The organism is Microbacterium sp. NPDC055683 (genome assembly GCF_053617895.1).
In genome coordinates this window covers 67,894-82,887 of the sequence record NZ_JBSHGQ010000002.1, presented here as the reverse complement: position 1 = coordinate 82,887, position 14,994 = coordinate 67,894, and the positions used below count along the sequence as shown (strand labels likewise).

The 14,994-nt window shown below is 70.0% G+C and carries 15 protein-coding genes; 7 read left to right on the top strand and 8 right to left on the bottom strand.

Translation table 11 applies throughout. From position 1 onward, the window contains the following. Window positions 1-98 precede the first annotated feature (98 nt). The 6 genes from ACWGPF_RS01420 to ACWGPF_RS01395 form a co-directional block, all read right to left on the bottom strand. Window positions 99-3,131 carry a choice-of-anchor G family protein gene (locus ACWGPF_RS01420; RefSeq protein ID WP_452331117.1) on the bottom strand — a complete coding sequence of 1,011 codons (3,033 nt, stop codon included), beginning with the start codon at window positions 3,129-3,131 and terminating at the stop codon, window positions 99-101. Window positions 3,132-3,511: 380 nt separating this feature from the next. Next, entirely contained in the window at window positions 3,512-3,985 is a 474-nt protein-coding gene (locus tag ACWGPF_RS01415; protein WP_452331116.1) for a DUF6998 domain-containing protein, read from the bottom strand. Between the two features lie 225 nt (window positions 3,986-4,210). Next, the gene (locus ACWGPF_RS01410) at window positions 4,211-4,960 is read right to left on the bottom strand and encodes a hypothetical protein (protein ID WP_452331115.1); all 750 of its coding nucleotides are present in this window, start codon (window positions 4,958-4,960) and stop codon (window positions 4,211-4,213) included. After that, window positions 4,957-6,156: a hypothetical protein gene (locus ACWGPF_RS01405; RefSeq protein WP_452331114.1), complete on the bottom strand. Its 1,200-nt coding sequence runs from the start codon at window positions 6,154-6,156 to the stop codon at window positions 4,957-4,959. Before ACWGPF_RS01405 ends, ACWGPF_RS01410 begins: the two co-directional genes overlap by 4 nt. Next, window positions 6,153-6,923, bottom strand: a complete 771-nt coding sequence (locus ACWGPF_RS01400) for a hypothetical protein (protein WP_452331113.1) — start codon at window positions 6,921-6,923, stop codon at window positions 6,153-6,155. Before ACWGPF_RS01400 ends, ACWGPF_RS01405 begins: the two co-directional genes overlap by 4 nt. After that, window positions 6,920-7,276: a hypothetical protein gene (locus ACWGPF_RS01395; protein ID WP_452331112.1), complete on the bottom strand. Its 357-nt coding sequence runs from the start codon at window positions 7,274-7,276 to the stop codon at window positions 6,920-6,922. Before ACWGPF_RS01395 ends, ACWGPF_RS01400 begins: the two co-directional genes overlap by 4 nt. Before the next feature lie 451 nt (window positions 7,277-7,727). On the opposite strand from ACWGPF_RS01395, the gene ACWGPF_RS01390 reads away from it, so the two are divergent. Then, window positions 7,728-10,058 (top strand): hypothetical protein, encoded by a 2,331-nt coding sequence (locus ACWGPF_RS01390; protein ID WP_452331111.1) that lies wholly within the window; start codon window positions 7,728-7,730, stop codon window positions 10,056-10,058. After that, on the top strand, window positions 10,055-11,467 hold the full coding sequence (locus ACWGPF_RS01385) for a DNA polymerase (RefSeq protein ID WP_452331110.1): 1,413 nt from the start codon (window positions 10,055-10,057) through the stop codon (window positions 11,465-11,467). The genes ACWGPF_RS01390 and ACWGPF_RS01385 overlap by 4 nt, the downstream gene beginning before the upstream one ends. Before the next feature lie 29 nt (window positions 11,468-11,496). On the opposite strand, the gene ACWGPF_RS01380 is transcribed toward ACWGPF_RS01385, so the two are convergent. Then, a complete protein-coding gene (locus ACWGPF_RS01380) occupies window positions 11,497-12,288 on the bottom strand; it encodes a hypothetical protein (RefSeq protein WP_452331109.1) in 792 nt (263 codons plus the stop codon). Between the two features lie 126 nt (window positions 12,289-12,414). Between ACWGPF_RS01380 and ACWGPF_RS01375 the strand changes: the two genes are divergently transcribed. Beyond that, complete coding sequence (locus ACWGPF_RS01375) at window positions 12,415-13,242, top strand: hypothetical protein (RefSeq protein ID WP_452331108.1); 828 nt, start codon at window positions 12,415-12,417, stop codon at window positions 13,240-13,242. Then, window positions 13,239-13,775, top strand: a complete 537-nt coding sequence (locus tag ACWGPF_RS01370) for a hypothetical protein (protein ID WP_452331107.1) — start codon at window positions 13,239-13,241, stop codon at window positions 13,773-13,775. The genes ACWGPF_RS01375 and ACWGPF_RS01370 overlap by 4 nt, the downstream gene beginning before the upstream one ends. A gap of 9 nt (window positions 13,776-13,784) precedes the next feature. On the opposite strand, the gene ACWGPF_RS01365 is transcribed toward ACWGPF_RS01370, so the two are convergent. Next, entirely contained in the window at window positions 13,785-14,141 is a 357-nt protein-coding gene (locus ACWGPF_RS01365; protein WP_452331106.1) for a hypothetical protein, read from the bottom strand. Here ACWGPF_RS01365 and ACWGPF_RS01360 point away from each other — a divergent pair. Genes ACWGPF_RS01360 through ACWGPF_RS01350 form a run of 3 tightly spaced genes read left to right on the top strand, consistent with a single transcriptional unit; the run spans window position 14,134 to window position 14,962 of the window. After that, window positions 14,134-14,409, top strand: coding sequence for a hypothetical protein (locus ACWGPF_RS01360; protein ID WP_452331105.1), 276 nt, complete (start codon window positions 14,134-14,136; stop codon window positions 14,407-14,409). The two genes, ACWGPF_RS01365 and ACWGPF_RS01360, sit on opposite strands and share 8 nt — an antisense overlap. 26 nt (window positions 14,410-14,435) lie before the next feature. Next, window positions 14,436-14,708, top strand: coding sequence for a hypothetical protein (locus tag ACWGPF_RS01355; RefSeq protein WP_452331104.1), 273 nt, complete (start codon window positions 14,436-14,438; stop codon window positions 14,706-14,708). Next, complete coding sequence (locus ACWGPF_RS01350; RefSeq protein WP_452331103.1) at window positions 14,705-14,962, top strand: hypothetical protein; 258 nt, start codon at window positions 14,705-14,707, stop codon at window positions 14,960-14,962. The genes ACWGPF_RS01355 and ACWGPF_RS01350 overlap by 4 nt, the downstream gene beginning before the upstream one ends. The last annotated feature ends 32 nt before the right edge of the window (window positions 14,963-14,994 follow it).

Sequence of the window (14,994 nt, the reverse complement as noted above, 5' to 3'; positions counted from 1 at the left end):
CATCTGTGCGCCAAGAAGGCCCGGTGCGATCGCACCGGGCCTTCTCTCAGGAGCCTCCCGCGCCGTGACCACCACAGAGCGACACGGGAGGAGCTTGGTCAGCCGCGCACTCGGCGGCGGGTCAGGAGGAGCGCCGCCCCGGCGAGCAGGGCGAGGACGCCACCACCCGCCACTGTCGCTGCGACGCTGCCATCGACACCCGTGCGAGCCAGGCTCGGTGCCGAGGTCTCGGGCGACCCGCCGTCAGTCGGGTCGGCCGGCGATGCGGGCACCGAGCTCGTGGTGCTCGGGTCCCGGTCGTCAGCGCCGGGGTCGGTGCCGCCATCCGAGCCATCGCTGCCGTCAGACCCGTCCGTGCCGTCGGCACCATCGGTCCCGTCTGTGCCGTCGCTGCCGTCAGACCCGTCCGTGCCGCCATCCGTGCCGGGGTCGACCGGGTCCGTGCTGTCGTCGGTGCCGTCACTGCCGCTATCCGTGCTGGGGTCGGTGCCGTCCGTGCCATCGGTCCCATCGCTGCCGTCATCGGTGCCGCCATCGGTGCTGCCGTCGTCGGTGCCGCCGTCCGAACCGTCCGTGCCGGGGTCGGTGCTGCCGTCCGTGCCATCCGAACCGTCGCCTGTGCCGGGGTCGACCGGGTCCGAATCACCGTCCGAGCCGCCATTCGTGCCGCCGTCCGAACCGTCGTCGGAACCATCCGAGCCGCCGTCGCTGCCGTTATCCGAGCCCTCCGTGCCGGGGTCAACCGGGTCGGTGCCGCCATCCGAACCGCCATCCGTGCCCGGGTCGACCGGCACCTGTTCATCCGTCGGCACGGCGGTGTCGTCACGGCCCTCGCCGGATTCGCCGCGGCCCACGACCTCGATCTCCGCACCCGGGGTGACTGTGGTCGGGATGATGATCTCAGCCTCGCCAGAGCCCCCCTCGTCGGTCGTCGTCTCGACCGGTTCGAAGCTAGTGACAGGCTCGCCATCCTCTTCGAGGGTCAGCGTGACGATCTCGACCGGGGCCCAGCCTTCGAGCTCGACCGTGACCGTTTCGCCCGGCTGCACCTGCTCCGGGATTCGAACAGTCGGGGTAAGGCCCGCGGGCGTCTCGCTCGCGGTGATCGTCACCGAGTCGCGCGCCTCGGTCTGCGAGATCGCGCCGATCGCGCTGACAGGGACGTCGCCAGGCGAGGCGTCCTCAGGGACGTGCCAGACGAAAGGGATGAGAGCGCCGTCCTCGTCGGCGGTCGTCGTACCGGTGTCGGTGCCGTCGACCGTGACCGTGACCTCCTCGAAGGGAGAGAAACCCTCACCCGTGACTGTCACGACGTCGCCGCGCTCGACAGTGTCGGGGTCGGCGCTGATCGTCGTCGTCCAGCTCTCGTCCGCGGCCACGGAGGCCGAGCCGAGGCCGAGACTGATGCCGGCGACCTCGACGAGTGCGGCCTCGACGGTGAACGAGGAGTCACCTTCGAGGAAGAGCTCCTCTGGCTGGTGATTGAGCGTTACGGCGAGATGCTCGTCGATGCCGTCGAACAGCGCGTCCGTCGCTCCGAGGAGCTGGCTCAGGATGGGGTCGAGCGCCAGGCCGAGCTGGTCGCCCAGAGCCTCCTGCACCGCGCCCGTGGCCGGGGCCACGGTCCATGCGAGCGCGGTCGCCGCCGCAGGCCCGAACACGCCCGTGACTGCCTCCGCGATGCCATCGACGTCGGCGCCGGCCTGGAGCGCGGTGACCTGGACGTCGATGGCAGGGGTCGTGTTGCCCGCGAGCAGGCTGCCCAGAGGCACAACGGCGTCAGCCGACCCCGTGGCCACGTCCGCACCGAGCAGCGCGTCGACAATCGGCGCCTGGACAAGGTCGAGCACCCCAGCGAGATCGCCGACGGTCTCGCCGAGCAGCTCCTCGTGAGGGATGAGCCCACCTAGCGAGAGCGTGTCGAGGTAGCCTTCCACGAGAACGACTACATCGGCGAGGCCGAGGCTCTCCAGCTGCGCGAGAGTCTCTTCGACGGTCTGACCCGCGATGGCGGCGATGATGGCGGTCTCATCGGTCGAGCTCGTCACGGCCAGGTCCGCGCCGATGCGCACTTCGACCGGTGAGATCGCAGCCACGACCTTCTCGGTCAGCCCATCGGTGATGGACGCGAGGACCTGCGTCAGGTCCTCGTTGACGGTGGCGAGGACCTCGCCACTCAGGAGCGCCGTGTTGGCCGGCAGGCCGCTCAGTGAGCCACCATGGGGCTGCGCGAGATCGACAGCGATCGTGCCGTCGGCACGCACGGTGACTGCACCGCGCGTCAGACCCTCTGCGGGGATGAGCGTGTCGACGAGACCCGCGAGGGCCGCGTCGATGCCGCGCGCCTCAGCCACGACATCGGTCGGGACGATCACGTGCGCGGGCAGATCGACAGCGGTGAGGCCGTTAGCGACCTCGTCCTTGACGGCCTGCGAGGTCACGATCTCGGTCAGGGACGTGCCGACCGCGTCGAGCTGGCCATCGATGGCCACGAGCAGATCTCCGATCGCTGCGGAGTGGAGTTCGATGCTGCTCCCAGCGATCGCGTAATCGCCGGGCGAGCCGTCACCCTCGCCATCGATGATCGCGCCGTCCTTCACCGTGGCTGTCGCACCGAGTGCGCCGAGGGCCAGGGTCGCCTCGTCGAGGATGGCATCCGTCAGGCCCTCCGCCCCGATGCTCGCGAAGAAGTGTGTGAGGTCGAGCTCGGCCGCGTCGCCCGTAGTGCCACGCACGGCGTCGAGGTCCGAGCCGGCTGTGACAGCGGTGGCGGTTGCGTCACCGTCCGCGGTCGCAGTGGACGTTGCACTCGCGACGCCGAGATCGCCGAGGCTCACGAGCTCGCCGAGCGGGATGTTGAGACCGCCCAGGTCGAAGCCGAGCAGCCGGTTGAGGGCGGCGACGTCGAGCGCGCCTGCGCTCGTGCCGGGGTTGGCTGTGCCGCGGGTCGCGCCGAGCACGGTCGCGAGGTCAGCGCCTGCGATTGTGCCTCGAAGGACGGAGGCCTGGGCGGCTTCGTCTGTGGGGGCGGCGTGCGCGGGTGCGGCGAGCAGACCGCACGATGCGACGGTCGCCGCCAGGGTGAGGGCGCCGGCTGCGGCGCGGGTTCGAGTGCGTGTGCGTGGGGTCATGGTTCCTCCTGGTGATCGTGCGAGTGTCCTCGCTTCTACCTAGAGGTCGCTCGGACCGTCGTTCTGTCGCATCCTGGCGCGAGCAGGCTTCACCCAGCGCGCGTTAGCGCTCACGAGCGCATAAGAGCAGGGTCAAGGCGCTGCGGGTCGCCGTACCCGCGCTCCCCATCGCGCTCGCCTGCGGCGCTCGCTCCGCGCCCCATCACGCGCTCTTCAGTCCAGTGGCCTCACATGCTCGACCTGCGGCTCGGTGGCGCTCCTGGCTCGACGAGCGCACTCGATGTCCCTCTGAGCCGCAACGGCTTGGAGTGCCTGCGAGGCACTCGGTGCTGCGCCGCCGAGACCCTTGGAGCTGAGCGCATGCAGACGGGCAGCGTGGGTCAGAGCTGCGCGTACGCCTCGCGGAAGGCGCCGGTCACATCCTTACCGTTGCGTGCGGCGCGTGCGGTTGTGAGACGGGGCCCATCTGCATGCGGAGAGAGGAGTGGGTGGAGCTCCTCGACGTTGAACTCTCGCGCGTAGACGAGCTCCCAAGTCGCACGGTCGAACCGAATGGCGATGGCGAGATCGAAATCGAGGCCCTCGGCGAAGGCGAAGTGCCGCTGAACTCCGTGCGGCAGGTGACGCGCCTTCACCTGGATGCGTCGATTGTGTGCGTCGATGAGATCGACGGCGCGGTTGGTCGGCGGAGGGAGTTCACCGCCGTAGACGCGCTGAGCGAGGTGCTCAGCCAGCTCGCCGGCCAGGCTCGTCGAGGTGCGGACCAGGCCCCGGCGTTGCAACTCGGTCGCGATGGCCGCCTGCGTGGAGAGAAGCTCGGCCAGCGTCATGGCGGTGGTGTCGGCGGGCTGCATGGCTCGAATCTAGCGTGAGGCGTGGGTGCGGAGGTGATGACAGCGAGGGAGCAGCGCGGCTGGCGGCTACTGCGTGGAGCGTGGCCGGCGAGGTTGAGGGAGCCTGGCGTGGGGGCCTCTGAAAACAGGGGGCGGCGCCTGGACCGTTTCGGACGCCACATGGGCAGAAATCGGGCCGTTCTTCGCGGTTTTAGCATCGAAGAACGGCCCGATTTCAATCGGCACTCAGGCCGCCTCGGCGGTGGTCAACTCGGCCACCAATGCGGTCATCCGATGGCGGCTGACACCGGCGGCCAGAGCCGCAGCTCGACCGGACATCCGACCCACGACCACTTCACGGGCGGCGGCCTCGATCGTCATCGTCACCTCGGCCGGGGCGGCCGCGACCACTGGTCGGGGTCGTGCGGCCGGTCGGTCGACCGCCTTGGCCGGTGTCACCGGTGCAGGTGTGGCCGACTTCGTGGTCGTGGTGGCTGCGGACACGGTGGCGGCGCGCTTCGAAGCCCTGGTTGGTCGGCGCACGGCCGGGGCGAGGGTGGCGTGGACGACCGCATGGGTGCCTGCGAGGACCGAGAGCGGCATCGCGGCCGCGAGGGCTGCGGCCATGACGGTGTGTGCCAGCGGCTGGCCGGTGTCCGCAACTGCCGTCACATGGAGCACCTGCGCGGCACTGGACAGGATGACCAACGCCGTCAGGGTGAGGCCCTCCCACCTGCTGTTGCGACCCGATGAGCGCGCGACCGCGGTCGCCAGTGCCATGACGACCTGACCGAGATCAACGACCGCCGGCACGGCGAAAGCGAGCACTCCGAGACCCGCCACCTCGCCCAGCCAGATGAGCCCCGGCAGGGCGCACAGGAACGCGGCCGCACTCAGAGCGAGCAGGAGCCCGACCACGAGACGCTGAGCGCGGAGGCTATCGGCGCGGAGATGGACCGCGGGGCGGTCGTCGGGCGTGGTGGTCCGGTCGCTCATGCTGCCTCCTCAGTGGCCTTGTCGTTGTTATGCGCGGTCGGTCCGGAAGCGTTGCCTTTCGGCACGATGCGCTCGGCGATCGCCGCCGCGGTCTCGGCGTTGCGCAGCCCTGTCTCCAGCACCTGGCGGAGAGCGGACCGGAGCGGTGGAGCGGAAGCCTCAGGTACTCCTGCGAACGCGACGGTCGCGGCTATGGCCCAGGTGTTGACCGTTTCCGGCGTTGGTCGACCGCTCGACCTCATGAACGACTTCACGTTCTCCCACACTCGCCCCGCGCGTGCTCGGTGCTCCTCGAGCTGCGCCATCCGCTGGTCGGCGGCCTGCTGACGTGCTGCCTCGGCGGTCTCGAGACGATCGATCGGGGTGAACCCGTCGCCATCGACCTGGGCCGCGAGGGGCGGGAGCGCCGTAAGCAGGTCGTCCTCGGTCGCGATGCCCGCTGCGCGGAGACGCTCACGCGAGGTGCGGGCGACCTCCAGGCCACCAAGAGCGCGCAGGAGCCCGTGAACGTCGCGAGGGCGAACGGCCTCCCCGTAGGCCACGGCCGGGTCGAACATGGCGGAGAGGAGAGTGGGCTCGCCAGCAACGGCACGGTCGATGAGCTCCTGCGCCGCCGGGAGCTGCGCGCGCTCGCGTGCGGCCCGGTCGCGCGCGTGGAGAATGCGCATCACCAACGGGGTTCCCTCGCGCTGTGCGGCCGTGCTGATCACGCCCAGATCGCGCAAAGCGCGCACCGTGGAGCGCACGGTCCGGTCGGTCACTCCGAGGGCGACCGCGAGCGTGGGCTGCGAGGCCATGACCCTGACCCCGGTTGACGCTGCTCGTGCGGCGCCCTGGACCGCGAGGTACGCGACGAGCGGGGCGTGCGTGCTGGCGAGGCCGTCGCGCAAGAGGTGCGTGACGGCACGCCCAACGTGGGCACGAGCGTCAGCATTCAGGGTCGCGAGACGGTCTACGCGACGGGTCACGGCGCGCCACGCGTAAAGGTTCTCCGCGATCTCGCGGACGTGCGGCGGCACGTCGCGGGTGACCGTGAGGAAATGTCGGACCGCGGCGCGCGGGATGTTGTCGGCGTCGCTGCGCAGAAGGACGGCAGCGATCGTGCTGACGGGGTCTGGGGACGCGGCATGCCGGCGGACGAGTGGGAGCAGGCTCGGACGGAGCTCGGTGGGGCGGATGAGGCCGCTGGCGCTCATCGTGTGGTTTCCTTCCGCTCATCCAGCCCCCCGCATCCGCGGAGCGGTGCGGGTGATAGACCTGGCAGCCAGCCCGTAGGGAGAGCCCGAGCCGGTCGACGACGAAACGTCGTCGAAGGAATCTGTGTGGGAAGCAGCCGAACGGTCGTCGGCCGAAGTCGAACTGGTCTCACGGGTCGGTTCGTCATCCGCAGCATCGAAGAGGCCGTCGGAGAAGCCTGGGCGGCTGCGGCGGCTGCGGTCGCCGGGGCGGCGCTGGGCGTGGTTGAGGCGCCGCCGTTCGTGCGCGCGCGAGGCTCGCTTTCGCCGCCGCCGTCTTCGTCGTCGTTCTCGCCGAAGTCGTTCTCTCCGTGCTCCTCTTCCTCACTCGCATCGACCCAGCTCACGTCCGCCACATAGGACCTCATTCCCCACCTCTTCACCCACGCGCGGGCCTTCACTGCGATGCCAGCGACCGCGACCGACAGCAGGTCGTCGCGCAGGTCCACGCCGTGCGCGCGCAGCAGCTCCTCGAGCGTCGTGAGCTCGCCGTCGTCTGCGAGCGCCTGAGCGCGCTGCGAAAGCTGCCATGCTTCGCGCACGGGCACGCCGCACTTCGTCAGGATGACGATCAGCAGTGGGCCGCACAGCAGGGCGACGAGCTCGCTGTCCGGGTGGGCGTGCTGCGCGCGGGTCCATGCGGCGAGGCGCCCGCCCTGGTGTGCTGCGACGGCGGCTGCGATGCGGCGCTCGTGCGCGTGGGCGAGATTTCGGAGCTGTGAAGTCATCGTGCCGCCCCCTCATCCTCGACGTCGACGACCCGCGCGTGCGCGTGTGCCAGCAGGGTCTGGGCGATAGCGAGCAGGGCCTCCGGCCAGCTCTCCCCGGCTACCTCGTACGCCTCCCGCATCTCGTGCGGGTAGCGTGCGAGATCTGCCGCGAGGTGAGCCTCGGCAGGCGCGTCGGGAGCGATCGCCAGGAGGCGGAGTCGAGCGAGGGGCACGATGCCGTCAGGCTGATGGAGGGCGACGTAGCCGACGAAGGCGTCATCCCTCCCGTAGGCGGCATACATCTCGGCATCGGCGAGGAGGCCGCGCGTCTCCGGTGGGATGTGGCTGAGCTGCGGGGTATCTGGGGTCATGCTCCTCTCTGCGCGTAGGGCTGCGGAGATCGGCAACAGTGTGGTGCCCGGCGGCGGTGCTACCGCATGGTGCGGTACGCATGTGGTAACCGCTGGGGCCGCGAGAACCCCGGAATTACGCGGCAAAACGCGGTATGGACGACGAGTTACCGCAATACCGCATTACCACACGCTCGCGAGGGTCCTTAGGTACGCACACACAAATCTGACGTCTGAGAGGGGGTTGAGGTGTGCGTCCCTAGGACGGGTGGGAAAAGTTGTGGGGTATTGGGGTAACTCTCTATCTATCTATCTATCTCCATCCCTTGAAAATAAAGGGAAGTAGAGGGTTCGAGAGCTACCACATCGCTACCACATCCGTACCACATTGCGGTAGATCGATGCGGTAACCACCACCACATCCGCTACCGCATCGTTGCCGATCTCCGGAGCGGTACGCGCAGACGAAAGCATGACCCCAGACATGCCCCTCGCCCTCGCTCCCGCCCCTCTCCTCATCCAGGCCGGGGACACGACCCTGCTCGCCGTCGCAGGCGAGGACGCGGCTCGCGCAATCGCGACCGCTGGCACCTCCCACGCGGTGCTCGCGTTCGCGGACGCCGCCCAGCTCCGTCAGGCACTCTCGGTCATCCCGACCGGCCTCGATGCGATCTTCCTCCTGACGACGTCGGAGGAGGACCCCCGCACCCACCGGGCGTCGTGGGACGCCGCCGCAGCAGAGGCAGCGCCACTCAAGGCCCTCGCACCGGCAGTGACCGTCGTCCCGGCACCGCCGCTCGGGTGGGCCCGGTACCTGGAGGTTCGGGGCGGCGCGGGAGAGGTCGAGGCGCAGCTGCAGCGGGCAGTGAAGCTCCCGACCCGCGCACCGGCGCGGGGTCAGGGAACCGGGCCCGGGCATGACGCCACCTTCGTGCCGGAAGTCGATGAGGACCGAGGGCTCCTCGTCATGCCGCCCGCGCCAGGCCTCCCGCCACAGGCGATCATGACCGCCGCCCCGGTCGTCGAGCGCGTCGTACACATCGTTGACGGCATCCATGGGGAGGTCGATGCCCGCCGCACGCTCGTCGACCTGCGGGTCCTCGTGGGCCCCACGCACGACCGCGAGACCGTGCGCATCCCTGGCATCGACCTCCGCGACGTCCATCAGATGAACTGGGTCGGTGCCGGCGCTCTCGCCTCGGTGACATGGGCGCGCGACGCCCGCACAACGGGCCTGATCGAGAACGCGATCCGCGCGCAGATCGCGACCGCCCCTGCTCACCGCGTGCTGAACCGCACCGGTTGGGTCCAGCACGAAGGGCGCGCCGCCTGGCTGCACGCGGGCGGCTACGTAGACCGCACTGGCTCACACCGAGTGGAGACAGACCCCGAGGTGATGACCGCAGCGCACCTCGATGGCGCCGCCGCGCGGCTCGATCTGCCGGAGGTCCCCGACCCCGCGGAGGCTCTGCGGCACGCTCACACCATGTGGCTGAACGTGCAGGACCCCGCCCTCCGAGGGCTCCTGCTCGGGCTGACGCGCGCCTCCCTCGCTGGCCTCGGCCACGCGGGCGACGGTACCGGGCTCGGCGTAGTCGGCTGGCTGGCGGGCCCGCGTGGCGGAGGTAAGACCCATACGCTCGCCTGCCTCAACTCGGGCCTCGCGGAAGTATGGCGCACCATCCCTATGGGCAAGATCGACGGCTCGGCCGCGTCCAAGAGGGAGCTCGGCATCGAGCTCGAGGACTGCTGGCAGACCATCGACGACTACCGCCCGCGGAAGTCGCCGCGGGCGAAGGAGGCGCAGGAGGAGATCTTCGACGACGTCACCCGCCGCGGCTTCGAGCGCGGCGCAGCACGCACCGTCAAGGTCCAGGACGCCAGGGGCGCATGGCGGCTCCCGGACCCCGTGCAGACCTCCCCGGCCGTGTTGTTCGCCGGTGAGCAGGTCCCGGAGGCCACCGACCAGGCGAGCACGGTCGACCGCCTGGTGATCGTCGAGTACCGCAAGGAGCGCATCCAGTGGGAGGCCCTCGGTCAGGCCGCCTCGAGTCCGCTGTGGCGCGAGGCGACGACCGCCTTCCTCGCGCATGTCGCGCGCCGAATCGACGCCGACGGCTGGGAGGCGTGGTGCAGGACCGAGGGCGAGGCGATCGCTAAGCTCGCCGCCAGCATGGACCGTTTCGGGAGCCACCGCGCGTCGCGGGGCCTCGCGGTCATCACCCGCGGGTACCGCCTCTGGCTCAACGCGATGGTCGAGGCGGGCGTCGTGACCGCAGACGAAGCGGCCGCCGAGGTCGCGGAGGTACAGGCCGCACTCGTCGCCGAGACGCGCACCCAGCGTGCCCGCACGGCCGAGGCGGATACGAGCATGATCGGGCGCATCCGCGAGCTCGTCGCAGCGGGGCGCCTGGCGGCGGTGGGCTGGCCGCTGAGCGATGCCGATCACGGTGAGGCGAGCTGCGAGGTCGTCGTGACGTCGGTCGGCAAGCCGAGCGCCCCTGCCGAGCACATCTTCCTCGCGCACGGCATCGCTGCACGCGCTCTCGGGGTGACACCCGCCGCAGTGCTCGACGGCCTGCGCGAGCACATCATCCCCGTCCCGACGTCGGACGGTGGCTCGCGCCTCACCGACAGCCGCAAGTGGTCGGCGATCTCGCGCGGTCGCCGGGTGACGACAGGCGGCACATCCGTGGTCCGCATCCCGCTCGCTGCGTGGGTGGGAGACGTCGAGGCCGCCGAGGACGACATCGTCGAGTTCGGCACACCGATGTCGGTCGAGGCGCTGAAGGGGGCAGCATGAGCGGCCAGGCCACCGTGGTGCTCGGCGTGCAGCGCGGCTACCGCGTACTTGCCACCACCGAGCGGGTGCTCGCTATCGACCCCCAGCAGGTACCTGCCGGGGCATATACGCTCCGTGAGCATGCCCCGGCAGGCACGCCGTTCCGAGACCTGATGACCTGGTGGCGTGCGGTTCAGCCAGGCCGGACGGCCCCGTGGGAGGAGCGGGAGATGAGCCCGCAGGAGATCGCGGGCATCATCGACCGCGCCTACGCAGCAGCAGCAGCGGGGACACCGCGAGCCGCGCAGACGATGACGGCGGCCGACGCCGTACTCCGTGACGACGCGCTCTGGGAGCACCGCCGCGAGGTCGGCTACCGCGTGGATGCCTCACCGGCGCGATCGCTCCTCCAGCGCCGCGAGCAGGAGCGCGCGGAGTGGACCTCGCACCTCGGCATCGACCTCACACGCCGCACGCACGCGACCGTTGACTGGCTGATCGCGCGCGGCGTACCGGCAGAGCTCGAAGAGAAGAAGGGGTACAGCCGCATCGTGGTGCCGAAGGGTCTCGACCTCACCCCGCTTGTCGCGGCGCACCCCGAGCTCGCTCATTGGCCGACCGCGAAGAGCATCGGTGATGACCTGTCGACGCTCGGTCCTCTGGCGAGGGCGATCACGCGGGCCGGGCGGGTCTACCCGACCATCGATGTGAACGGCGCAGCCAGCGGCCGCATGCGCTCAATGGCACCGAACCTGCAGGGCACCCGCCGCGATCTGCGCCGCCTGCTGCTCGCCGACCCCGGCATGGCGCTCGTGACCGCTGATCACTCCTCGGCAGAGCTCTTCATCGCGGCCGCGATCATCGGGGACCCCGCGCTCACACGTCTCGTCGAGGACGGCAAGGTCTATGGCCTCGTCGCCCAGCGAGCCGGAGTAGAGCGGAAGGTCGCCAAGATCAGCACCCTCGCCTGGCTGTACGGGCAGGGCGCGAAGGGGCTGACGAGGACGGTGGGAGACCCCGCCGTCGCGGCGCGTATCACAACTGCGGTGCAGCAGTTGCCATCGCTGCACGAGTGGGCGACGGCGCAGCGAGAGGCTGCGGCGCGGGGCGAGCGTCAGCGCACGCTCTACGGGCGCCCGCTGCCCGCGTTGCCGCGCGAGGAGGCGTACAAAGCGGCCAACCGCATCATCCAGGGCTCGGCGCGCGACGCCTACGGCCGCGCAGTCGAGGCCGTGGCGGGCGAACTCGGCGCGGGAGCACTCTGGCTTCCGCTGCACGATGAGATCGTCGTGCAGGCACCGCAGGGGTCCGAACGCGACGCCCTTGCGACCCTCCGCGAGCAGTTCAGCATCGAGCTGCCGGGAGGCCTCCGCATCCGTACCGAGCCCGAGGTCCTGGGTCGCAGCTGGGCACCCGCATCAACGAAGTGAGGGCTCGGGGACAACACCCGGGCCCTCACTCAGGCCGCTACCGCGGCCTGCAGCTTCTCCATCATCGCCTTCCGGCGGTTGAAGCACGTCTTCGTCGTCCAGCCGAAAGCGGCCGCGATCTCGCTCTTCTCGAACGCCTGCTTACGCTCCCCGTCGTGTGAGGCCTCCGTGGTGTGGAGCATCATGACCACCAGGTGGGCATCACCGAGCTCGACGTCCTCACCGGCGACGGCACGGTGGCACTCCTCGACGAGCTCGTCGACGTCGGCTCGCGCGATCGGGAGCCGGTCCCAGAGGGCTGCGAGGTGCTCCGCGTGCTCGGTCTCCTCCTCGGCCCGCTCGAGACGGTCGATGTCGCGCGTCGCGGGCTCGTGCAGAACCTGCCCATCCTCGTCGGTTGCGTCGAGGCTCACGAGCGAGGAGAGGGCCCGCTCGACGGTGGCCAGCTGGACACCGGTGCCCAGGGAGATCTCCCGTGCGGTCGCGAGGGGGTTCGCCTCGCGGAACGCTCGGATGGCCGCCCTCGTCTTATCACTCACGGTGTCGACCCTGCGAGTCGCCGTGACGACGGCGCGAGCCACGTGCTGGCGGTAGAAGCTCGCCGGCATCGTGTGCCATGCCTCGCTCTCCTGCCAGGCGGCCTCGATGGCCAGGCTGGCCACGTGGGCCGGGTCGATGGCATCACGACGAGTGCGCCCGTTGTGCTCGTGAGCTGCGCGGCGAGCGAGGCCGTCGACGAGGCGGATGGCCTCGGCGGGTGTGCGCTCGACAGCGGTGAAGGTCGTGGTTGCGGTGGTCTGCGTGGCGGCATGTGCTCTCATGCCAGGGATGTACGCGGCTCGCTCGCAGAACCCGCGAGAAATCCAGAACTTTTTTGAAGTTATTTCTGATCAGGTGTTTTCGCCCCGGCGTTGCCGATCTCCGGGCGGGTACGCGCAGTGCATTGCATGAGCACACTGACGACCACCGTCCTCGCGGACGACGACTTCGACGAGCCGTTCTCCCGGCCCTTCATCCCACGAGCCACCCCAGGCCTCGCGGGCCACCGCACAGACGACCTAGCCACGTACTGCCGCGACGCTGCGGCCGGGCACGTCGTCGGCGTCACCTCTGGCACCGAGCGCACCGATCAGCGCGCTCGGGAGGGCTCGCGGCGCCCGCTACGGACTGCCGTCGAGCGCGACGACGTCGATGAGCTGACGCTCGCACGCGCGCGCCGCGCTTTGGCGCTGGCGGTACTTGAGGCGGAGAGCCTCGCTGAGGAGGTTTACGCGCGGCAGCCATGGGTCAGCGTGAGTTCGACGGAGCCGGAGGCCTTTGCCCTCTGGGTGGCGGTACAGCTCCCCGCGCTCGTCGTCCGAGCGGGCGCCAACGACGTCGCCGACGTCGAGGCATTCCTCCGCGCCGCCCTGCGTCGGCGCGCCATCGACTACGTGCGCGCGGAGGCGAAGCGAACCTCGATCGCTGCCCTCGAAGACTGGGACGAGGCGCCGGCGGTACCCGTTCCGGAGCGTCCGGTTCACAGCGCAGTCGACGCGGCGGTCGAGCGCCTCCGCGCGCTCCCAGGCATCCCGTTCGGACGCCGTGAGCGGCTCGTGGATCTCCTCCGGGGTCTTGCGGGCGGTCGAACTGCGGCAGACGTGGTCGCCGCCGCGGAGCGCTCGGTCGCGACCGCGCACCGCGATCTGGCAACGGTGCGCAGCGTGATGATCGAGGCCGGCCTTCTCCCGACAGGCCCGACGGCCAGGCTCCCGCGCGCCAAGGCGGCGGCATGAAGCACCGCATCACCGTCATCGCGGCCGGCATCCTGATCGCGCTCGGCGCGAGTGCCATCACGGTCAGCGCCGCCGCTCCCGAGCTCACGGAGCAGGCCGCAGGCGAGGTGAAGATCGCGGTCCAAGAGGCTGTCGAGACTGCGCGTCAGCAGGCCGCTGAGGCCGTCACCGGTGAGGAGCAGCCAGTCGTCACCCTACGGCTCGAGGGCTCGGCGAGCTCGCAGGTGGAGCTCGACACCGCGCCACCCGGCGCGTTCGTGTGGATGGAGAGCTACGGCGAGAGCGTCATTGAGACGTGGGCCGCACATAACCTCTTCGGCGGCGACCGCGCACTCGGGCTGGCGGTGGGCGATCTGGTCGAGCTTGAGGGCGAGCGGGCCGGACTCTACCGCGTCGTCGAAGTGCGCGATGTGCGGAAGGTCAGCGATGTGAGCGAGCTCGATGGGATGAGGGGTGAGCTCGCCCTTCAGACGTGCCCCTACGACGACCCGTCGCGCATGCGGGTCGTCGGGCTCGAACAGGTCGAGGGGTGAGGGTCAGCCCTATGTGCGACGCATCTCGGCGAGCTGTGACGTCGTCCAGAGCGGCCCGCCGGGCCGGTGCAGGACGGGCGGGAGAACCCCACGGCCACGCTCGACGCGGCGCAGGAGCGCCGGCACCTGGACGCCGAGTGCCTCGGCCACGACGTGGCGATCGACGAGCTCGGCAGCCTCGATGGCAGCGCGCAGCTGATCGGTGGTGAGTTGCATGTCCATCAGCATGTAGTTCGAACCTGAACATTCGCCATGCGCAACCTGGAATCGCGTCCAGGAACCCCATTTCCGCGAGATCTCAAGAGACACTTGAGTCAGTTGTTCAGATGTGAACAAACCCCAGATGAGGAGATAGAAAATGATCACCGCAATTACCCCCACTCAGACCCGCATCGAACGCGAGACGGAACTCGCCTGGGCCGAGCGCGAACTGGAGCTGCAGCGCCAGTTCGAGGCCGCCATCGACGTCGCGCAGGACCAGATCGAGGCTGACGGCCTGATCTGGACCGAGGAGACCGACATCGTCGCCTGCCAGGCGTATCTGCTCAACGGGCTCCGCGGCGCTGCACTCATCGAGCACGTCCGCGAGTTCGCCGAATTCCCGCGCTCGCACGAGCACGGGCTCGCTGCCTGACCAGTACGCACGACAGGAGAATCGCCGTGACCACCGCACTTACCCGCCGAGACATCGTCTCGCGCATCGACCACTTCCTCGACCACGCCGAGGTGCCACGCGACCCCCAGGGCGAGCGCGACCGTCTCACCCTCGAGGCTGTGCCGCTCGCGCGCACGCTCCTCGAGCGCGGCTGGGAGCCCGATCACGCAGCCCGCGAAGGCGCGCTTGCCGTCATCCGCGCGCTCGAACTCCCAAGCGCGGTCACGAGGCTCAATCACCTCCGCAGCGAGATCGCTCACGCTCGGAGCGCATCGTGAACGCCGTGCTCGGCGCGATCGACGCTCTACTCACGTGGGCCTACGGCCTATGGGTCTGGGCCGTCGCGGAAGTCCCCGGCATGGCGGTGGCTTTGCTCGGGCACGTGCACCGCACTTTCATCGAGCGCGATCTCGGCACATTCGGGGAGGAGCGCGTCATGAGCACACTCCTGCTTGTTTTCGCCATCCTGCTTGTCGCTGCCATCCTGCGCGCGGTCATCCGCGCCGGCATCACGCGAGTGGTGCTCCCGTGAGCGCCCTCGAGGTCATCGGCACCCTGCCAGCC